This window comes from Bradyrhizobium sp. USDA 4502, from assembly GCF_054063355.1.
On record NZ_JBSSGF010000001.1, the window covers coordinates 4,550,418 to 4,570,721 of the forward strand.

The 20,304-nt window shown below is 61.4% G+C and carries 18 protein-coding genes and 2 pseudogenes; 9 read left to right on the forward strand and 11 right to left on the reverse strand.

All coding sequences use genetic code 11. The features are described 5' to 3' along the window. Window positions 1–2 precede the first annotated feature (2 nt). The 3 genes from ACVW1B_RS21210 to ACVW1B_RS21220 all read left to right on the forward strand — a co-directional run bounded on the left by ACVW1B_RS21210 (window position 3) and on the right by ACVW1B_RS21220 (window position 3,427). A complete protein-coding gene (locus ACVW1B_RS21210) occupies window positions 3–1,076 on the forward strand; it encodes a branched-chain amino acid ABC transporter permease (RefSeq protein WP_057020451.1) in 1,074 nt (357 codons plus the stop codon). A 60-nt stretch (window positions 1,077–1,136) separates the two neighbouring features. Beyond that, window positions 1,137–2,420 carry an ABC transporter substrate-binding protein gene (locus ACVW1B_RS21215; RefSeq protein ID WP_050383787.1) on the forward strand — a complete coding sequence of 428 codons (1,284 nt, stop codon included), beginning with the start codon at window positions 1,137–1,139 and terminating at the stop codon, window positions 2,418–2,420. Between the two features lie 167 nt (window positions 2,421–2,587). Next, window positions 2,588–3,427, forward strand: coding sequence for an ABC transporter ATP-binding protein (locus ACVW1B_RS21220; RefSeq protein ID WP_456822153.1), 840 nt, complete (start codon window positions 2,588–2,590; stop codon window positions 3,425–3,427). Between the two features lie 64 nt (window positions 3,428–3,491). Here the strand turns inward: ACVW1B_RS21220 and ACVW1B_RS21225 are convergent, their stop codons facing one another. Next, window positions 3,492–4,643, reverse strand: coding sequence for an AGE family epimerase/isomerase (locus tag ACVW1B_RS21225; RefSeq protein WP_456822154.1), 1,152 nt, complete (start codon window positions 4,641–4,643; stop codon window positions 3,492–3,494). Window positions 4,644–4,738: 95 nt separating this feature from the next. On the opposite strand from ACVW1B_RS21225, the gene ACVW1B_RS21230 reads away from it, so the two are divergent. Both ACVW1B_RS21230 and ACVW1B_RS21235 read left to right on the forward strand, forming a co-directional pair. After that, window positions 4,739–5,962 carry a phenylacetate--CoA ligase family protein gene (locus ACVW1B_RS21230; protein WP_456822155.1) on the forward strand — a complete coding sequence of 408 codons (1,224 nt, stop codon included), beginning with the start codon at window positions 4,739–4,741 and terminating at the stop codon, window positions 5,960–5,962. A 487-nt stretch (window positions 5,963–6,449) separates the two neighbouring features. Continuing rightward, window positions 6,450–6,635 (forward strand): hypothetical protein, encoded by a 186-nt coding sequence (locus ACVW1B_RS21235; RefSeq protein ID WP_429037017.1) that lies wholly within the window; start codon window positions 6,450–6,452, stop codon window positions 6,633–6,635. 253 nt (window positions 6,636–6,888) lie between these two features. On the opposite strand, the gene ACVW1B_RS21240 is transcribed toward ACVW1B_RS21235, so the two are convergent. After that, window positions 6,889–7,680 carry an outer membrane protein gene (locus tag ACVW1B_RS21240; protein WP_456822156.1) on the reverse strand — a complete coding sequence of 264 codons (792 nt, stop codon included), beginning with the start codon at window positions 7,678–7,680 and terminating at the stop codon, window positions 6,889–6,891. Between the two features lie 107 nt (window positions 7,681–7,787). On the opposite strand from ACVW1B_RS21240, the gene ACVW1B_RS21245 reads away from it, so the two are divergent. Then, the gene (locus ACVW1B_RS21245) at window positions 7,788–8,399 is read left to right on the forward strand and encodes an addiction module antidote protein (protein WP_456822157.1); all 612 of its coding nucleotides are present in this window, start codon (window positions 7,788–7,790) and stop codon (window positions 8,397–8,399) included. 391 nt (window positions 8,400–8,790) lie between these two features. On the opposite strand, the pseudogene ACVW1B_RS21250 reads toward ACVW1B_RS21245, so the two are convergent. After that, window positions 8,791–9,258, reverse strand: a pseudogene (locus ACVW1B_RS21250) (IS630 family transposase); the annotation flags it as partial. A gap of 1 nt (window position 9,259) precedes the next feature. On the opposite strand from ACVW1B_RS21250, the gene tnpB reads away from it, so the two are divergent. After that, window positions 9,260–9,505 carry an IS66 family insertion sequence element accessory protein TnpB gene (tnpB, locus tag ACVW1B_RS21255; RefSeq protein ID WP_456822158.1) on the forward strand — a complete coding sequence of 82 codons (246 nt, stop codon included), beginning with the start codon at window positions 9,260–9,262 and terminating at the stop codon, window positions 9,503–9,505. Here the strand turns inward: tnpB and ACVW1B_RS21260 are convergent. From ACVW1B_RS21260 to ACVW1B_RS21270, 3 genes are all read right to left on the reverse strand, one after another. Beyond that, complete coding sequence (locus tag ACVW1B_RS21260; RefSeq protein WP_456822159.1) at window positions 9,476–11,593, reverse strand: recombinase family protein; 2,118 nt, start codon at window positions 11,591–11,593, stop codon at window positions 9,476–9,478. The genes tnpB and ACVW1B_RS21260 overlap by 30 nt on opposite strands. 285 nt (window positions 11,594–11,878) lie before the next feature. Beyond that, window positions 11,879–12,340 (reverse strand): helix-turn-helix domain-containing protein, encoded by a 462-nt coding sequence (locus ACVW1B_RS21265; RefSeq protein WP_229172375.1) that lies wholly within the window; start codon window positions 12,338–12,340, stop codon window positions 11,879–11,881. Window positions 12,341–12,491: 151 nt separating this feature from the next. After that, entirely contained in the window at window positions 12,492–13,151 is a 660-nt protein-coding gene (locus ACVW1B_RS21270) for a DUF5372 family protein (protein WP_456822160.1), read from the reverse strand. On the opposite strand from ACVW1B_RS21270, the pseudogene tnpC reads away from it, so the two are divergent. Next, window positions 13,045–14,152: pseudogene (tnpC, locus tag ACVW1B_RS21275) on the forward strand (IS66 family transposase); the annotation flags it as partial. The gene ACVW1B_RS21270 and the pseudogene tnpC overlap by 107 nt on opposite strands. Before the next feature lie 597 nt (window positions 14,153–14,749). On the opposite strand, the gene ACVW1B_RS21280 reads toward tnpC, so the two are convergent. The 5 genes from ACVW1B_RS21280 to ACVW1B_RS21300 all read right to left on the reverse strand — a co-directional run bounded on the left by ACVW1B_RS21280 (window position 14,750) and on the right by ACVW1B_RS21300 (window position 18,773). Continuing rightward, window positions 14,750–15,010 (reverse strand): hypothetical protein, encoded by a 261-nt coding sequence (locus ACVW1B_RS21280; protein WP_456822161.1) that lies wholly within the window; start codon window positions 15,008–15,010, stop codon window positions 14,750–14,752. Window positions 15,011–15,409: 399 nt separating this feature from the next. Beyond that, the gene (locus tag ACVW1B_RS21285) at window positions 15,410–15,853 is read right to left on the reverse strand and encodes a hypothetical protein (RefSeq protein ID WP_456822162.1); all 444 of its coding nucleotides are present in this window, start codon (window positions 15,851–15,853) and stop codon (window positions 15,410–15,412) included. A 330-nt stretch (window positions 15,854–16,183) separates the two neighbouring features. Next, the gene (locus tag ACVW1B_RS21290) at window positions 16,184–16,678 is read right to left on the reverse strand and encodes a hypothetical protein (RefSeq protein ID WP_456822163.1); all 495 of its coding nucleotides are present in this window, start codon (window positions 16,676–16,678) and stop codon (window positions 16,184–16,186) included. A 172-nt stretch (window positions 16,679–16,850) separates the two neighbouring features. Continuing rightward, window positions 16,851–18,152, reverse strand: coding sequence for a hypothetical protein (locus ACVW1B_RS21295; RefSeq protein ID WP_456822164.1), 1,302 nt, complete (start codon window positions 18,150–18,152; stop codon window positions 16,851–16,853). Between the two features lie 477 nt (window positions 18,153–18,629). Next, entirely contained in the window at window positions 18,630–18,773 is a 144-nt protein-coding gene (locus ACVW1B_RS21300) for a hypothetical protein (RefSeq protein WP_456822165.1), read from the reverse strand. Window positions 18,774–19,141: 368 nt separating this feature from the next. On the opposite strand from ACVW1B_RS21300, the gene ACVW1B_RS21305 reads away from it, so the two are divergent. Next, window positions 19,142–19,468 carry a hypothetical protein gene (locus ACVW1B_RS21305; protein ID WP_456822166.1) on the forward strand — a complete coding sequence of 109 codons (327 nt, stop codon included), beginning with the start codon at window positions 19,142–19,144 and terminating at the stop codon, window positions 19,466–19,468. Window positions 19,469–20,304: the final 836 nt, after the last annotated feature.

Here is a 20,304-nt window from a genome sequence, read left to right on the forward strand (position 1 = left end):
CAATGGCGACAAGCACACTCATCCCCTCGGGCGATTTCCGCACCAGCTATGCGGCCGACACCACGATCTTCCCGACCGCGACCAGCCGCAATTTCGCGATCCTCGGCATCGTGCTCGCCTGCTTCGCGCCGATGCTGCTGTCCAATTACCTGCTCTCGATCGCGATCCAGATCGGCATCTTCGCGATCGCGGCCCTCGGCCTCAACGTCCTGGTCGGCTTCACCGGCCAGATCTCGATCGGCCACGCCGCGTTCTTCCTGTTCGGCGCGTTCACCTCGGCCTACATCTCCAACAACGCGCCGATCCCGGTGTTCTTCGCCATCCCCCTCGCCGGCGTCGTCACGGCGCTGGTCGGCCTGATCTTCGGCGTGCCGGCGGCGCGGCTGAAGGGACTCTATCTTGTGATCGCGACGCTCGCGGCGCAGTACATCCTGCTCGACTTCTTCTCGCGCGCCGAATGGTTCTCGGGGGGCTCGGTGCCGGCCAGCGCCAACCCGTTCTCGATCTTCGGCTACACCCTGCGCGGCGACCGCCAGTATTTCTACGTCGTGCTCGCCTATATGGTGATCAGCTACCTGCTCGTGACAAATCTGATGCGCACCCGCGACGGCCGCGCGCTGGTCGCGATCCGCGATCACTATCTCTCGGCCGAGATCATGGGGATCAACCTCACCAAGTACCGGACGCTATCATTCGGGCTTGCCGCCTTCTTTGCCGGCATCGCCGGCGCGCTTTACGCGCACTATCAGCTCGTGGTCTCGCAGGAAGGCTTTGGCATCGAGCGCTCGGTGCTGTTCCTCGCCATGGTCATCATCGGCGGCACCGGCTCGGTGATGGGCACGCTGATGGGCACGGCCTTCGTGGTGCTGCTGCCGGAATCGATGGAATGGCTGAGCGCCTGGCTGAAGGGAGGCGCCATCGACAAGGCGCTGCAGCTCAACAACAACATCACCTTTCTGCGCGAGATCGCGATCGGCCTGATCATCATCGGCTTCCTGATGTTCGAGCCCGACGGCCTCGCGCATCGCTGGCGGCAGATCAAGGCTTACTGGAAGCTCTACCCGTTCTCGCATTGACGCAAGGCACGGAACGCAACTCAAAATTCGGTTCAACGAATAAGCAGGAGGAAAGCAAAAATGACGATTAGATCCCTTTTGAGCTCGGTCTCCGTTGCGCTGCTGATCAGCAGCGCGGCCGCCACCGCGCAGGCGCAGATCGCCATCGGCCATCTGCAGGACCTCTCGGGCGGCACGTCCGACGTCGGCACCCCCTATGGCCAGGGCGTCGCCGACACCTTCGCCTGGGTCAACAAGAATGGCGGCATCGGCGGCAAGCAGCTCAATGTCGACAGCAACGACTATGGCTACCAGGTGCCGCGCGCCATCGCGCTGTACAAGAAGTGGTCGGCGCCCGACGGCAAGGTCGCGGCGATCATGGGCTGGGGCACGGCGGATACCGAAGCCCTCACCGGCTTCCTGGCGCAGGACAAGATCCCGGACATCTCCGGCTCCTACGCCGCGGCGCTGACCGATCCGGAAGGCACCAGCGGCAAGGCCAAGCCCGCGCCGTACAATTTCTTCTACGGCCCGAGCTATTCGGACTCGATGCGCGCGATGCTGACCTGGGCTGCGGAGGACTGGAAGGCCAAGGGCAAGCCCGGCAAGCCGAAATTCGTCCACATGGGCGCCAACCATCCGTATCCGAACGCGCCGAAGGCGGCCGGTGAAGCGCTGGCGACCGAGCTCGGCTTCGAAGTGTTGCCGCCGCTGGTATTCGCGCTCTCCCCCGGCGACTACTCGGCGCAGTGTCTGAGCCTGAAAAGCTCCGGCGCGAACTATGCCTATCTCGGCAACACGGCGGCCTCGAACATCTCGGTGCTGAAGGCCTGCAAGACCGCCGGCGTCGACGTCCAGTTCCTCGGCAATGTCTGGGGCATGGACGAGAACGCGGCCAAGACTGCCGGCGATGCAGCCGACGGCGTGATCTTTCCGCTCCGCACCGCGGTGAGCTGGGGCGGCAACGCCCCCGGCATGAAGACGGTAATGGAAATCTCCAAGATGTCCGACCCGTCCGGCAAGGTCTATCGGCCGGTGCATTACATCGCCGCGGTCTGCAGCGCGCTCTATCTGAAGGAAGCGCTCGACTGGGCCGCCAAGAACGGCGGCGCCACCGGCGAGAACGTCGCCAAGGGCTTCTACCAGAAGAAGGATTGGGTGCCGGCCGGCATGGACGGCGTCTGCAATCCGTCGACCTGGACCGAGAAGGATCACCGCCCGACCACGAAGGTCGACCTGTATCGCTCGAAGGTCTCGGGCGCGACCGATGGCGACATCAACGACCTGATGGGCAAGGGCACGATCAAGCTCGAGAAGGTGAAGACCGTCGACCTGCCGCGCAAGCCGGAATGGTTTGGGTGGTGAGGCGACAGCCGATCACGTCCACACATCGTCATGCGCGGGCTCGACCCGCGCATCCATCAAGCGAAGACGTATTCCGATCGATGGATTGCCGGGTCAAAGGCGAGCGGAAGCGACGCCGTCCTTCGGACGGCTATGCCCGGCAATGACGTCGAAGGGTAACACGGACCATGAACGAAACCCTCGAAGCCACCCGCCCGGAGCCGACGGCAGTCCCGCCGCCGCCGCTGCTCAGCGTCAACAACATCGAGGTCGTCTATGACGACGTCATCCTGGTGCTGCGCGGCCTCAGCCTCGAGGTGCCGAAGGGCGCGATCGTGGCGCTGCTCGGCGCCAACGGCGCCGGCAAGTCCACCACGCTGAAGGCGATCTCCGGCCTGCTCAAGACCGAGGACGGCGAGGTCACCCGCGGCGAGATCCTGTTCGAGGGCCAGCGCATCAACGGCATCGATCCGGACAAGATCGTCCGCCGCGGCATCTTCCAGGTGATGGAAGGCCGCCGCATCGTCGCCGACATGACGTCGCTGGAGAACCTGCGGCTCGGCGCCTTCACCCGGCGCGACGGCGAGGTTTCCGATGACATCGACATGGTGTTCAAGTATTTCCCGCGCCTGAAGGAGCGCACCGGCCTCGCCGGCTATCTCTCCGGCGGCGAGCAGCAGATGCTGGCGATCGGCCGCGCGCTGATGGCCCGCCCGAAGATGATCCTGATGGACGAGCCGTCGATGGGGCTATCGCCTCTGCTCGTCAAGGAAGTGTTCGCGATCATCAAGGAGATCAACCGCGATCTCGGCGTCACGATCCTCCTGGTCGAGCAGAATGCGCGCGCAGCGCTCTCGGTCGCGAGCCATGGCTACATCATGGAACAGGGCAAGGTCGTGCTCGACGGCTCCGCCGACGAGCTGCGCGACAACGAGGACGTCAAGGAATTCTACCTCGGCGGTGCCGGCGACCAGCGCAAGAGCTTCAAGAACCTGAAGAGCTTCAAGCGGCGCAAGCGCTGGCTGTGAGGATAGCGAGCGTTTTCGGGCGGAGTTGCGTGTGCAGAAAACGCGTCAGACCAGGAAGGCGGTTCTATCCGAGCACTTGCTCGGCTTCAGTAACCGCGCAGAGCACATGATAGAACGACGACGCCGGGATCGTGTCGACCAGCGAATTGCCGTCGCGGTCGAACTGGTCGTACCAGCCGCCGGCCACGGCATGGCCGAGATAGTGCCGCTCGAGCAGCACCAGCGCCGCACGCGCCTCGTCCGCCGCGCCGGCTTCGCCCGACTCGGCCTGCGCGATCCAGGCCTTCGCCAGCTCGCTCTGCGGCCACAGCCGACGTGTGTGGCGGCGGATGTTGCCCTCGGCGTCGCCCTCGTCGACCAGGCAGCCGGTGGCCGCGTCGCGATAGCGCAGCGCCGACGCCAGCAGCTCGCCGCGCGGTCGCCCGGTCGGACAGCCGGTGATCCGCTCAAATCCCCTCAGCAGCCAGACCCATTCCGCGAGGTGCCCGGGCTCGACGCTGACCGGCGGGATCTTCGACCAGTCCTCCTCGAAATATTCGCCGAGGGTGCGCGTCTGCTTCTCGTAGAGGCTGGCGAGGAACAGCGCGAAGAAATCGCCGGCGCGGTTCTGGAACGACAAATCGTGGGTCGCGTCGAAGCAGGCGATCATCGCCTCGAACAGATGCATCTGCGGGTTCTGCCGGCGCGGCATCGAGGGCGGCAGGCCCTCGTGGAAGCCGCCATGGGGCGAGCGCAGCTGGGTATCGAGGAACGACAGCAGCGCGTCGATCTCGGCGCGGATCTGGGCGTCCTGGTCGAGGCCGTAGGCGGTCGCGAGCGCGAGCAGCATGAAGGCGTGGCCGTAGGTGTCGCGCAGCGGATCGTGCACGCCGCCCTCGGCCGTCAGACTGTAGACGAAGCCGGGCCGGCCGTCCGGCGCCTTGGCTTTGGCCAGCAGGTAGTCCAGCCCCTTCAGCGCGACCGCGCGTCCTTCCGGGTACCAGCCGAGCTGGGCCGCCTTGGCGTAGCAATAGATCTGGCGGGCCTGCACCATGATCCGGCGCGGGGCCGCGCGGTCCGCTGTCCCGTCCTGGTGCAGCCGGTCGACAAAGCCGCCGGCGATGCTGTCCCAGCCTGCGGTCGACCACAGCGGCAGGGCCTGGTCGACGACGCGGCGCTTCAGCCTCGCGACGACATCGGCGGCCCCGTCCGCCGCAACGCTTTCTGCCTCAGCCATCGTGCTCCCTGGAACCGTCCCAATGTCAGCGGTCACCGTCTGATAGCACGGGCGGACCGGCACGCAACCCGCGCACATCCTCTCAAGGACCTGCCATGACCGACCATTACGACGCCCTTGAAACGCGCGATCCGGCCGAGCGCGAGGCCGGATTGTTCGCCCGGCTGCCCGAGGTGCTGCGCAAGGCGATGGCGGCGCCCGCCTATGCCAATTTGCTGAGGGGCACCGATCCCGCCTCCATCACCAGCCGGGAGGCGCTGGCCGGGCTGCCGGTGCTCCGCAAGTCGGAACTGCCGGCCCTGCACACAGCCGCTCCGCCGTTCGGCGGCTTCGTGGCCGACACGCCCGGCTCGTTCGCCCGGCTGTTCACCTCGCCCGGACCGATCTTCGAGCCGGAGGGCCGCCAGGCGGACCCTTGGCGCGGCGCCCGGGCGCTGTTTGCGGCGGGCTTCCGCGAGGGGGATGTGGTGCTGAACACCTTCAGCTATCACCTCACCCCCGGCGGCTTCATCTTCGACGCCTCGGCGCGGGCGCTCGGCTGTGCGGTGATCCCGGCGGGCCCCGGCAACACCGAGCAGCAATTCGAGCTGATCGAAGCCTATCGCCCGCTCGGCTATAGCGGCACCCCGGACTTCCTGAAGATCCTGCTCGACGCCGCCGCCACCGCCGGCCGCGACGTATCCTCGATCAAGCGCGCGCTGGTTTCAGGCGCGGCATTTCCGAAATCGCTGCAGGAAGAGATGAAGTCGCGCGGCGTCGAGGCCTACCAGGCCTTCGGCACCGCCGATCTCGGCCTGATCGCGTTCGAGACTGCGGCGCGCGAGGGAATGACGGTCAATGAGGACCTGATCCTGGAGATCGTCAAGCCCGGCACCGGCGATCCGGTTACGCCGGGTGACGTCGGTGAGATCGTGGTGACCTCGCTCGATCCGCATCATCCCTGGATCCGCCTCGCGCTCGGCGATCTGACCGCCGCCCTGCCCGGCGCCAGCCGCTGCGGACGCACCAACACGCGCATCAAGGGCTGGATGGGGCGCGCCGACCAGACCACCAAGGTGAAGGGCATGTTCGTGCGCCCCGAGCAGATCGCGGAGATCGGCAAGCGCCATCCCGAGCTTGGACGGCTGCGCCTCGTCGTCACGCGCGCCGGCGAGGCCGACGCGATGACGCTGAGAGCCGAATGTGCCTCGGCGTCGGATGCCCTGTTGAGTAAAGTTGCTGCGACGCTGCGTGCGGTCACCAAGCTGGGGGGCTCCGTCGAGCTCGTCGGTATCGGCTCGCTGCCGAACGACGGCAAGGTGATTGTGGACGAGCGATAACGGGAGACGCGCTTCTCCAATCTTACGAGGCCGGCCCTGTTATTTCTGAAAACTAGATCGCTCAAGGAGCGAGATAGAGCTATTTCCTGAGGGATTTTGGGGCCTTATGAGGAGACCAAGCGGTCCTGACGCGCAAGAAACAGGCAGTGAAACAGGCGCCCATCAGGAAGCAAACAGGTCCCGAACAGGTACCTAACAGGTATCGAACAGGGAGATAACAGCCTGCAAAAAATCCTTGGATCTGATCCATTACCTCGCGCCAGCTCGTAAGATAATCGCGCGGATCACTGCGCTGTGTCCCAAAAAACTGTCCCGCCATCGTCTACACTCCCAGTACTGCCCGGATTTACGGTCATTTTGGAAGCAGGCCATAACCGCCCACATCGAACCCAAGGCGCTCGCGAGAAAGGGCTTGTCTCAATGCTGGGATTGACAGTCTTTCGGTCGGGTGCTGCACTGCACGGGTTGCAGCGCGGGAGCGTGCCTCTTGAGTGAGATTTTGGCCGACGTTATTGCCGGGTATGGCCGGGAGGTGGACGCAGAGTCTCTCGCCAAAACGAGGGCCTACCTGGAGACGTTACTCTCCGTGGGCAAGCGGGACGATTTGACCGTGTTCGGCATCGCCTATCTGGATCAACTTCATAATCCCGACCGGCGCTATTCGGGCTGCTAGGCTTACCGCAGCGCGCGACGGGTCGCCGAAGAGCAAGTGCCGTTCGACGGCTCTCCGGGGCGAGATGCGCGCGGCCACGTCCGACTTAAGCCTACGGTCAAGCATAGACACAACCCGATCCCCTCTTGGAACAGATCGTTAAACTCGCCGATCGCATGTACCGCGAGAAGATGAATGCGGATGTTTACGGTCCACTACGATTAAAAAACCCCGGGCGTTGCCCGGGGCTTCGACGTTGGTGAAGGCGTCACTATCAGTACTTAGCGACGACCGGGCCGGTCCAGTTGAAGCGGTAGACCAGCGAGGTGCTGATGGTCTGGACGAACGGCTTGAAGGTAATGTCGCGGCCGTTCGAGATGTTGGTGCCGTCGACCAGCTCCGAGATGTTCTTGTTGTCGTAGTAAGCGGCGCGATACTCGGTCTTCATGAACCAGCCCGGCGCGGTGATGCCGAAGATGTTCAGGTTGTTCTCGACGCCGCCGCCGACGAACCAACCGTTGCGATCGAAGCTGTTGGTATGTCCGCCGACCGGAAGAGCGGTCGCGGTGTCGAACAGCGTGGTGCCCTTCCAGTGCGAGTTGGAGTAGCCGGCGTTGACGTAGGACAGAACGTTCGGGGCGATCAGATAGCCGAGGCGCGCACCGACGGCCCAGCTGTAGTCGTTCTTGATATTGCCTGCGATGCCCAGATCCTGATCCTGGATGGTGCCCTTCAGGCTGCCGAACTGACCATCGGCGAACACGCCGATGACCCAGCTGTTGGCGGTCTGCCAGTCGTAACCGGCACCGACGGTGCCGTACCAGCCATCGCCGCCCTGGCGCTGGTTGAAGCCGAGGATCGGCGCACCCGTGACGGTCGACTGGACGCCCGTGTCAGCGTCCCAGATGCCGCCGCCGCCGCCGCCGAAGATGTAGAAGCCGGTCCAGCTTGGCGCCACCGCGATCGGAGCGGGAGCCTTGGTGTAGGGCCGAGCCGCCAGGTCGGCAGCCGATGCCGCTGAGGTAAAAGCGCCGAGCACGGCAAGCGCTGCGATGACCTTCTTCATTTCTGATCCCCAAGCTATAAATGTCTCAAGGCCATAATACTGCTGGCCGGAACAAATGCTGTATCTCAACCGACACAGTGGCCAACATTTGAAAAATGGGAAGCTCAGTGTTGTTCGAACCGCTGCGCGATGATCCGCAAGCGATTGCCGCCTATCTATCAGATAAGTTTGAGAAAAATGAGCTTTCCGAGATTCTGACCTCCCTCAGCGTGGTCGTGCGGGCACAAAATGTTCAGATTCTAGGACGAGATGCGGGACTGCGCCGCGACAGCCTCTATCGCACTTTTGGCGGCAAAGTAGATCCCGATTTGAGCCGCGTGCTCATGCTTTTCGAGGCGTTGAATATACGCTTCGTGGTTGCCGCCGTGTCCGAATCAAATGCTTTTTGCGCTGCGGCCGGGGATAAGAACGACTTTGGAATGCATCACCCAACATCGATCGCTCATTATTTGGACCGATCCTTCGAACGGAACAATTTAAACGAGGCCGTCTGCGCGCTCAAAACCGTAACCCGTGCGCAAAACATGTCGGCGCTGGCACGAGCTTCGGGGATTCCTCGGGAAACCCTGTATAAGTCCTTCGGAGGGAAAGTTGATCCGCAGCTCGGCCGTATCGTTAAACTTTTTGCGGCGTTTGGCGTCTCTTTCACAGTCGCAGCGCTGCCACCCAGAAGGCGGTCAGCTCGGCCAAAACTTGGCCGGCCGAGGAAGGCCAGGTGACAAGCGCAACCTCCGTCGGCGAGGCAAAGCCGACCGGCGAATGTACCCTCCATTGGGGGCCTGCCTGGTTTGACGGACGCAGCGCTGCAGGTCATGGGGGTAATCCTGGGAAGAGCGCTCCGACGATGTCGCGAGCAGAGGTCATCACATCGGTCGAGCGGCGGCGGGAAATCCGACGTTGCGTTTTGGCCGTGATGAGCCGATGCGAAAAAAAATGATCGAGGCTCGGTGCGCGCAACACTTTGCTCGACGTTGAAATATAAAGGATTCCGGCCCTGTCCGGCTGCCCCGACGGTGCCAAACTCACCCACGGCCTTCCCTGCTCGTTACAGAGCCTATCGCGATCAGCGGCGAATGTCTCATGACGGCCTCGGCCTCCTCATCGGCGCGCTTAGAGCGTTAGCCGATCAGGTTGCAAGTAGCCCGCGGCGATGAAGTAGTTTGTGGATTCCGTGGGCGTGTAGGTGTCGATGATGCGCCCGACAGCATCCCAAAGGCCGCCGACGGTGCGTTCGGCGGCCTTCCGCAGATTTGCTTTGAGCTTGGCGAAGGCATTCTCGATCGGATTGAGGTCGGGACTGTAGGGCGGAAGATAGAGAAGCGTAGCGCCGGCCGCCTCGATCATCTCACGTATGCGGGGCCTTTTGTGGCTGGAGAGGTTGTCCATGATGACGATGGCGTGGTCTGGCAGCTCAGGAATGAGCACCTTTTCGACATAGGTCTCAAAGGCGTCGCGGTTGATGGGGCCATCGAGCACCCAGGGCGCGATGATGCCGCGTGTGGTTAGAGCGGCTACGCAGGTAGTTGTTTTCCAGTGGCCGTGAGGAACGCTGGCCCGCAGACGTTCTCCGCGCTGGCAGATGATCCCAGTTCCCACGGGCGCGCGAGTGTGGCTCGCGACAGGCTACACGGACATGCGCCGAGGCTTTCCGTCGTTGGCACTCCAGGTGCAGGAGGTGCTGCGCAAGGACCCGCTCAGCGGTCATCTGTTCGTCTTCCGCGGTCGCCGAAGCGATCTTGTGAAGGTGATCTGGCACGATGGCCAGGGAGCATGCCTGTTCACCAACTACGTGCATTCATACTACACCTCCTTCAGCTTCAGTTGAGGGTTTTAGCACCAGTGACGTCGTGAGGGCGGCGGCTCGATCGACAAGACGATTCCATCGGCTGCATTGCTTGCGGGGCAGGTTCGATGTGGGAATCTCGTATAGGCAATAGTGTGCATTGTAGGCATGCCTGGTAACGAGTCCATGTTCAGCCCACCTTGCGAGGGTCGTTTCGTGGATGTTAAGGCGCGCCGCGGCTTCCCGTTTTGTCAGCATTCCGCGATCTCGCAGTCGGTCATAGCGCGAGCGCAAGCCATAGCGATGGACGAGATATGCGACCCGCAAGGCCGTGAAGCGGGTCTCGTGGCGGCCAGGGCGCGCTGATCCACCCGGGCGATATCCTTGCTGGTTGAGAAGTTCGGCAATCCCTGAACAGATGTGTTTGTCGAGGAGCTTGTCGACCAACTCGACGATACCGGGTTGCGTCTTGACCTGCTGCGCGGAAGATTTTGGGCTCATGGTGGTGAGCGTTTGGATTTTGCCGCCCTTGAAGCGAACATGAATTTTGGTGGTTCGTTCCGCCGGCATCTTGATGAGGGTGACATCTTCGATGATGTGGGCGAGCAGCCGTTTGCGTTCACGATCCGGCGTGTCTGGATCTGCCCAAAGCTTTTTGAAGTCGACGGTCATCGCGGTCAGCCGCTCGCGAACAGCTTCATCGAGGAAAAGCTGATCCTGCTCTCGCGCGCGCTCGCGATCGTCGCGGGCTTTGGCCAGCACGCGGAGCTTGTCATTCCATTCGCCTTCGAGCGTGTCGGCGACGAGACGATTATTGGGGTCGACCAACATGAAGCGGCGCTGAGCGAGATCCGCTTCGATTTTGGCCCGTTCGATCGCCCGACAGCGCAGCCGGTCTGCTTCCTCATACCTGGCTTCGATCTCCTTGCGGATGTCGAGCGTCAACTCGACGGCGGCCGGCGTCATCTGTTCGGCAATCAGCATGCCGATGGCTTTATCGATCTGAGGCCCGGCGATTGACTGGCAGTTTGGCTCGCCACGATAACCGTGAGCGCGATCACAGACGTACCAGGCATCCAGCCGTCCGCGCCGGGCAGTGTAGCGGATGCGAAAATGTTTACCGCATTGCCCGCACACCGCCCGTCCTTGCAGCAGTGCCGTCCCCTCCCGAGGAGGCGATGCGCGCGCCACTTCATATCCTCGACCGTTGGTCTTGAGAATTTTGAGATTCTCCTGGAACTGCTCCCACGTGATGTAGCCGGGATGGGCATCCGGGATACAAGCCAGCCAGTCATCGTGGTCACGCCGCTGCAGAGTCTTCTTACCGTCGATGGTTCGTCGATAGCGCCGGCGTCCATAGGCGTAGGCGCCGGCATACCGCGGATTGTTCAAGACGCGTATCGCCGTTGACGCGGTCAGTGTCCGAAACACCGTGGTCTCGCTGTTGCGCAGACGCGAGGGAAACAGAAGGCCCTCCTTGCGAAAGGCCTTGACGGTCTGGCATGCGGAGCCCACGCGAGAGAACGTGTCGAAGAAATGGACGATTGTCTCCCTGATCTGAGTGTCGGGATCGAACGTCACGTTGCCGGAGTGGTCATAGATCAGCCCGGTTGGCAAGACGCAGCGGTACTCGCCGCGCCTGACCTTGTTGAGGATTCCGCCGCGCAGCCTTGCTTTGATCACATGCAACTCGGCCTCACTCATTGTGCCCTTGAGCCCGAGCAGGAGGCGGTCATTGAAGCTTGACGGATCGTAGACGCCATCCTCATCGAGGATCAGGGTGTCGGCTAGTGCGCAGATCTCCAGCAAACGCTGCCAGTCAGCATTGTTCCGCGCCAGGCGGGAGACCTCCAGGCCCATCACGATGCCGGCGTGCCCCATGCCGACGTCGCTGACCAGGCGCTGAAAGCCCTCGCGCCAGACAGCCGATGCACCGGACTCGCCCTGATCGCTGTCGATGACGATTATTTTCTCGTCGCGCCAGCCAAGGGCAATTGCGCGTCCACGAAGTGCATATTGCCGCTTCGCGCTCTCGACGTTCTCGATGACTTGTCGCATCGAGGACTGGCGAATGTAGAGGTAGGCACCCCGTTCGAGGTGGTGAGGCTGGACTTTGAGGGACTCCTTCATGGCGTTCTCCGCTCGGGTGTGCTCATCGCCATTGTCGCGAGCACGTAAACGACAGCTGTGTGCTCGTTACGCGGCACTGGTGGAGTATACGAGGCAACTAACTGTTGAACGGGGGCTGCGGCGGCCAGCGTCTGCGCCCACCCCCACATGCCCCGGCGCAGAAAAAGCATGAGGCCACTGCGGGCCGTAGGCGGCAGCGCTTCGCCGAGAGCTGCCATACGCAGCACCTCATACTGGGCCGCAATGGCGGTCGAGAGGATCGAACACGCCGGTGTCGTGGGGTGTTCATCCGGCAGTTTTTTTTAATGCTCGCTCGATCGTCCTGGGATGAACCTCGATGCCGAGCTCGGCGCGGATCAAGCTCGCCAGCTCCCGAGCGCGAACCGGCTCGCCCGGGACCAGCCGCGCCTGCAGGAAGGCGAGGACCTCGCCCTGGACCTTGTGGGGGCCGCGGGGGCCCGGCTTCTTTGGGACCAGTCCCGCAATCCCGGCGGCATCGAAGCTCGCCTTCGCTTGGTAGTAGGTCGGCCTGGAGACGCCATACTCGTCGGAAGCCTCCGTCACCGAAGCGTTGTCGATCGAGACACGGCGCAGCATCTCGTACTTGACCTGCACGGCGTCGTGCGGATCGAAGAACTCGCTTCCCTGAAACTTTGGATCGCGCACCTTCTCGGGCGTCGGATTGAGCGTGCCCTCCTCGAGGAGGGCGTCGATCTTTGAGCGCTTGCTGTCGTGCTTCGCCGGCACCGTCGGCTCCGAGCGTACAAGAAGGCGTTAACGTAAATATATTTACGCCGCTAAATGCATCGCTGTCAAGGTCGCGAAAGTAGCCTATAGCGCATTTATAACCCGTATTTGATGAAGCGATGCGGACAAAAGAGGGCTGATGCGGCATTAATCACCTTACATCTGCGGCATAATCATCCTTACGGTTTGCGCGCGATCGCAACGCTGCCCCGTCGGAAAGGCGCTTCACCAGGCTGGCCAGCTCCATCAGGTCGAAAGTACGCAAAAGTGCCCGTCCATGACCCATGACGATCTCTGCGTCCGGGCTCACAAGGTCCGTCCATTGCGGAGGAACCGACCATACGGTCGCGCCGTCGCCCTGCAGCAAGAGGCGTTCGCCATACCGGTTGTATCGTTTGCCGACGCAGAGAAGCTGCCGCCCAAACAATGGGTGGAATGGATGCATCACCCGCACAAACTGCCGCGCTGCATCCGAAGAGTCTGCATTCTCAGTTGAGGTACAAGAGACTCGAGAGAGGAAAGTTCGTCTGGCCATCGGTTGCGGGTGAAGCTGTGACGATCTCGCCGGCTCAGATGAGCTACCTGTTGTCCGGAATCGATTGGCGTAACCCTCAAGAAACCCATCGGCCGACGCGGGTCGGATAGCCGCTTTTACGATTTGAATCTGCTGCTCGATCTGATTCAATGGCTTCATGACATCGAACGTTGAAGCTCCAACGACCTGCGCCTGCTGCGGTGGATCACGGCTGGCGAAGGTCGGCGAGGATGTGACCAAGACGCTGGAGGAGATCCCGCGCCGCTTCAAGGTCATAGAGACGGTACGCGAGAAGTTCACCTGCCGCGATTGCGAGACGATCAGTCAGGCGCCTGCGCCGTTCCATGCCACGCCGCGCGGCTTCATCGGTCCACAATTGCTGGCGACCATCCTGTTCGACAAGTTCGGCATGCATATCCCGCTCAACCGCCAAAGCGCGCGCTTCAAGAGCGAGAGGATCGACCTGTCGTTGTCGACGCTGGCGGACCAGGTCGGCCACGGGACCTTCGCGGTCATGCCGCTCTTCTACCTGATCGAACGCCATGTGCTCGCTGCCGAGCGCCTTCATGGCGATGACACTACCATCCGGATCCTGGCGAAGGGCAAGTGCACGACCGGACGGATCTGGACGTATGTACGGGATGATCGGCCCTTTGCCGGGCCTGCGCCGCCTGCGGCGGTCTATTACGCCTCGGGTGACCGACGAGGCGAGCATCCCCAGAAGCATCTGGCCGCCTTCGCCGGCATCCTGCAAGCCGATTGCTACAACGGCTTCGAGCCGCTGTTTGTTCGAGATCGAGCGCGCCATCAACGGCTGTGACGCTGACGACCGGCGCGCCGTCCGCCAGGAACAGAGCAAGCCGCTTCTCGACGACATGCACGCCTGGCTGCTGCGCGAGCGCGAAACCCTCTCGCGCTCGTCCGAGGTCCTGAAGCCGATCAACTACATGCTCAGGCGCTGGGAGGGCTTCGCCCGCTTCCTCGACGACGGCAGGATCTGCTTGACCAACAATTGCGCTGAACGCGCATTGAGAGGCATCGCCTTGGGACGGCGTAACTGGACCTTCGCCGGCAGCCAGCGTGGGGCCAACCGTGCCGCCATCATGCTGACGATGATCACGACGTGTCGTCTCAATGACGTCGATCCAAAGGCCTGGCTTGCCGACGTCCTCACCCGTATCGCCGATCTTCCCACTTCGCGTCTGCACGAACTGCTGCCCTGGGAATGGAAGCTTCTGCGCCAGGCTGCAGAGCCCTCCGATCAGCGGGCCGCCTGATCTTCACCCAACGCCATCATAGCGCTCTCGAGACCCGCGCGCATGCGTCAATCGGGCGGCCCTCGTCGTGTGCGTACGCAACAATTCGCCCAGAAACAGATGCTCGACCAGCTTCTCGCGCGCGCTCGAATCCGCCGAGTGTGTCGGCGCGAATCCAAGGACGTCATCTCGCTGGACCATTTGGGTCATGCCCGCTGCCTCCCGCCTCATCCGAACAGTTCGCTTGCGGGGCGCACGAAGTCGAGCGGGGTGGCGCAAGACTACGCGATCACGGTCAATGACTATCCTTTTCCAGGATAATCCCAATATCGGATCAAATTGCTAGCCGCCCGAATGCGGGGCGATGTAAAAATCCTCCAGTCGCCGAATATCATCGCACGATCGCGCATCTTATTGCGACACGATAGAAGGCCGGCATCCGCCAGCAAGCACTCGCCGACACCCTTGTCTGGCCGCAATCCTTTGTCGCCCGGTATGAGAGTGGGGAACGGCGGCGCGACGTCATCGAGGTCATCGTCGAAGCCCCGATCAAAGTCTTGCGGCCGCAATCAGCGAAAGGCGACTTGTCCCGAGCCGCACGGCGGCGACTTGCGCATTTCATGTTCGCAGCAACGTTCGGAACAGGGACGCCGCATCCTGCAGCCGCCCGGCGTCATAGATTAATTGCTCGATTTCCATGGAAACGCGCACGCCCTCGCTGACGCTACCCATCTCTGCGCAAGCGGCTGCGGCTCTGGCAATCTGCTCGGCCTCCTTGAGCTTGGCGTGAACGTTCTTAAGGCAGGCCGTAATGGCCGGCTCGATCCATTGGACATCCACCGCACACGCTCCACTGTTTACCTCAATGTGTTGCTGCACGAACGCTCCGTTTGCGTCGGAAGTCCAGCCGAAACCGCGGCGCCAAGCGTATGACTTTCGGCACTTTCGGTGAACGTTGTGCCTGAGCTGCAATTGCGGACGCCCGGTCTTTCCGTACCCCCTCTCTGGCCGTACGAGTTCCCCCGGCTCGTCGCAAGGCGCACTCGGCGGGAATGCTGCCGGCAAACCTTCCCGTCATTTGATCTCGGCGCATTGGACAATACGATCGCCGACCTCGCGGGCGGCGGCGTGCTAGGTCAGATCCATCACGCTCGTTTGGCCTTCGGTTGCCGCATATCTCCAGGACGGAAATTTCGACATCGGATCAATCGTGACGCAGGCTGTCGGCGGTGGTATTGGCGGTGCAATCCTCACCGCCAGCCTTGCAGAAAGCAGCGACTATCGCTTGGTGCGCTTGGCCGGCTGTGGAGCAGCTTGCGGCGCTGCTGCAGGTTGGCTCTCGGCCTTTGTTGAGACGAGGTTGTCCACCCGCGCGCTGAGCGCGCCCAACTGATCAGACAACAGTTTCTGCTCGCCCCGTTGGGCAGAGACGTTTTGCTGCACGCTACCGATCTGATCGGCAAGTTTCTGTTGGCTCGCCTGAAGGTCTTGCACCGTTTGCTGCAGCGACGACAAGGCCTGCTTCGTCTGTTCGAGCGCTTGGTCTTGCGGCGAGGATACCGACGTTTGCGACGCGCTGGTCACCGCTTTCGGCTCGGTGTCACGTTTCATCCAGAGGAAGCCGCCGGCCGCGATGACGACAACGAGGGCCACGACTAACCACGGAACCATCGATCGGTGGCGGCGACCTTCCGAATCTTTATCGTCTGCTGGGTTAGCCATGGTGTTCGAATCCCCGACTGATACGTAAACAACCTAACTGGACAAAGCAGGGTTGGTTCCGCACAAAACACGCGGTGCAGCGCACCTGCAATGCCGGCTGATCGGTTCGTGTTGACGGGCCGCGCCCCACCCTGCAGCTGGCACTCGGCGTGATGGTTGGCCACATAGAGTGAGTGACCCGGATGCTGTTGCGTATCCCTCCGTTGAGGGCGCCTTATTGATGGACGCGAGCGCTGCATGTCCTAGCTGTGCCTCGGCGCTATGGATGTAACCGCGAGGGTACGCGGCGCGGCCGAAAGTCCGTGGACGGCGCGACGGTTACAAAAGAACTTAGCCGAACGGGTCAAGGCCCTTTTGCTCACACAGCCTTGGGATGATTGCTCGGTTCTGAGATGAGACTTCACTCGATAGTGCCGCAATCGCACCGCCCCTTACGATGCCGTTTTCAATGACTACCGTGGCTAAGAAGGGCTGCATTCCTCGATACGCGCCGCTATCATTCTTAGCATCCAGCTGCGCGCAGTAGTCGATCGATCGACGATCCCTTCCTGCGATCGCCGGGATCTTCGTCCATTTAAATTTGACGCTTTGCGGCTCGTTCAAGCTCGCGGAGAAGGCATCTGCCAGGATAGCGCGCTCGGAGAGCGTCAGCTCTCGCATGGCAGAGCTAGATGCCGGCACGGAGAGGGGTGGACTCCATCTTCCTGTTGTTGGCGAAGATGCATATTCGGTTTGGCTAGTTGCGCATCCCGCTAGGATGAGGGCGACCATCAAGATCGACAAACGAACCGAGGCCCCCTGACGTTGGATGGCAATTTCGACCAACAGAAATTCCTCAAAATCGCATCATACCAGATCAGCCTTCGCCCCCGTCAAGGGATCCAGCAGACCATTCCACGGCGCGCGTAAAGCAGTATCTCGTCCGCCCCTTTTGGCTTCGTTTTGCCAAACATCGATCTTTCCACCATCGCTGCGGGGATTAGCGAGCCGCCCGACCTCAAGGCACCGGGCCCTTCACCACAATCTTCCAACCTTCAGGGTTCTCCGGTGCCTCGCCGAACTGTCCTGGATGAACGCTCCTAAGCTTCGCAAGCGTGGCTCTCCAGTCCTGTTCGGTCCCAAAAGGGGTTAGCTCTCCACGATGCCATATGAATACGATCATTAGCAGAGTAAGCCCTGTGGCCAACGATGGCCGTCTGCGCGGTGGCTCCCAATGCTGCACGACGACCAACCAGAGCACGACAGCCAGAGGCGTGCCCGTCCATGCGTAGCGATGCTCGAAAACCGAAAGATTAGGAGGGCGCAGGAAGGGGTGGAGCGTAATGCTTCCAGGTCGCACGATCCAAGTCAGGGGCAATATAGCCCAGGCACAGAAGGCAGCGAGCACCAGGACCGGCACCATACGGTTGCGCGAGGCGAGGAGCCTCCAGGCCAGCACGGCGAAAAGCGCCAAGGATACCGAGGTCATTATGGCCAAGTGAGAATACATCCAGAGCGTCTGCTTGTCTCCCAACAGCGGCTGGAGAAGAAAGCGGGCCGAGAGTGTGCTGACAGCCGTAAGAGCATATAATTGTACGTCAGCGTCCGACTGTAAGTTGTTAGCGCTTGCCATATAACTATTGAGCAGCGCCCAGCCGAGCATGATAGTAACCGCGCTCCATTCCATTGCCTGCACCTGAAGACCGTCGTTCCGATGCCAGCGCAGATAGCTTCTCAGAATGAACACCGGCAAGAGCACCATCACCTCCCCGGCCGTTGCGCCGATAAAGAGCAATAGCGCCACCTCCCACTTACGCAATGGACTGTCCAGGTCCTTTAGACTCAGCAGCATGGCAGCGAGAAAAACAGCGGAGTGCAAATTGGCAACGTTGCCCAAGACTTCACAGAGTCCTGGCAGGAAGCACAGAGCAACGGCACCGGTCACGCGCAAACCGTCGCTCGGCAGGAGAGATCTATGAGAGCGCCGCGCGAGCAGAGACGCTGCGGCAGCGTAGATTGCAAGGCAGCTCAAGTTGATAAGGAGCGCATATTGCTCTAAAGGCAAATGCACGAAGGTCGCAGAGAGCAGCCGAGGTAGCGCGTGAAAATATCCACCGTACTGCTCAAATGTGGCGCCGTAGCCTCGCTGGAGCGCATCTGGAAAGAAGAGCGAACCATCCCTGCCCAAAGGTGCGGACGAACAAGGCGCGCCCTGCAGCGCCACGCCAAGACGCTGAAACAGACGGCAAAGGCGACGACGCCCGGCGGCGGAGTTCGAGCCAATTCGGATTTCACGTGCACCGCTCTTGCGAACCGACAAGTCAACTTCAAATCTTTCGCCCGTGAGGATTAGGACGCCTCAACAGATCGCGGGCGGCGGGGTGGAGCAGCTAGCCTTTGGCAAGCTTAAGGGCCGGCCGTTAGCCTTTAGTCACCTTCCAGTTGATGAGGCGTAGATTACGTTTGAATGCTGTCTGTTATGTACCGTGGCAAACAGCGGATGGTAAGGTCCCGGAGCGAAAGCTTCGGGAGACTGTCGTGTCACTAGCCGATTATCGAGCGAAGTCAGTCAGGACTCGCGCCGGTCCCTCCGCGGTCTGGAGTCAAGAAGATCCGGCAGCGGTGGTGCCCGAGGACGTGGTTCAGGGGTCCCCGCACTTTCGGCATCGTCGTCCTTTGCCTTCCGTTGCCTACGGCTCGCTCGCCCGATTAGGCCGACGATCACCAGCAACACGCCTGCCGCGATGAGGCAATGTGGCAGTTGCAATGATCCCAGCGTGGCCTTGATCAAATCCACTTACTTCTTCGCCTTAAGCCCGATCTCGACCAGCTTGCGGATTGCCTCTGGCCGTCCGGGCAGGTCTTCCTGTTGACGGCGCCAGCCGTCCAGAACGCGCAGCGCATCTACCGTCATCCGAACGGTGATGGCCTCGCTATCCACAGATGGCCTGCCGCGCTTAGAATTTCTAACGCTATTTATTTTTGACGTCATAAATTTATAATGTCGTAAAATGGTATCCTGGACAACACCTGTTCCGACTTATACTTGAGAAAGCATCACAATGACTACTCTTGCAGCGCAGAATCAACCGCCAAAGACGTCCTCGACTTTCGCGCGAATGAAGCCATTTCCAGATTCCCGACCATACTGCCCCAGTGCATTTCTCGCAGCGCCGCAGCGGTAAGGGTGTGGCGCTCAGCATCTGTCGGATAGCTGGTCGTAACTCTCGCTTAACGCGCGACAAACCGGTTCTCGGAAGACTGTCAACGGACATAATTGACCCGCAATGGCTGCCGAAACGGCCATGTATGTTTGTTGTGTATCTCCACCTGCCGAGGACAGTAATTGCCGCAGGAATGCTGTTATTGAGTGCGTCGCTCTGCGGTTGTGCGACATTTACTGACTCATCGTTGATGGATGCCCGAGCTGAAATGACCGCCGAACCGGGCAGCTATCTTCCTGTTGAGGATTTGCCGAAGCCGCGCAAACACCCCGCGATGACGGCCGACCAGCAATCAAAGCTCCTGAATGAACTGAGCGCCGCGCGTGAACGCCAGTCGGCTGCTGCCAAAGCGCAAGGTCGGCCAATCACGGAGCCGGTAAAGCCCTGGACAGCGACGATCCCCGATCATTGAAGCGCTTGACGCCGTGCGCCTAAGGGAGCCTGATGCAGACCAATGAAGACGGCTCACTAGGTCTTCGCGTACTCGGGGGCAGTTGCTCTCCTAAGCCTTCTCGTGTCTTGCGCCAGCTCCCACCAGCAAACCGCTACACCGCTCGCTGGCGAGCCGTGGGCACGAAACCTCGGTGAGCCGCCTCCGGGGCGAACATCTACCGACGATGAAATCGCGCGCGCGAAAGCAGACCTGAATGCCGCGCGAGAGAAGGCGCTACGTTAGGTCTGCGGAAAGCGCAGCCGGCAGAAGCCGGCGGCACATCGCCCGCCGTCTAGGGCGGTGATACCATGGGCGCGGAGGTTCGGCCCCGTGTTCGCCGACCGCCGCGCGCCCTACAAGGCGAGCGTATTATTGGTTTCTTCGCTCAGCCCGAGCATCGAAATAGACGATGACGGCTAATGTGGCTCCGACTGCCAAAACGCCGATACACCCGGTAATCAAAAACATCGCCATCATCGCAGGAGGCAGTATTCCTGCCGGGCATCGGCGGAGCAATTCACGAATAATTAGCGTTTGAGGATGCGTCCGCGGGTTTCAGTCCAGGCCCTGAAACCAAACAAGGTCGGAACTCTGTTCACGCGAGGAGAACCACGGAAACATTCTGTGTGCCGATGTCGGGCGGATTCTGTCTTGCGGCTCTGTCGCGCGAAGGCCACTCGTCCGCTTTGACGATGTTACTGCAAGCAGATGCCTGCACTTGCCTTACGTCGATTACGTATTTTTCGAAGGCTCATTTGAGCCATGAAATTTTGCAGGATCCTAACGCAGGCCGCCCCACCGAAGCGGGATGCGCT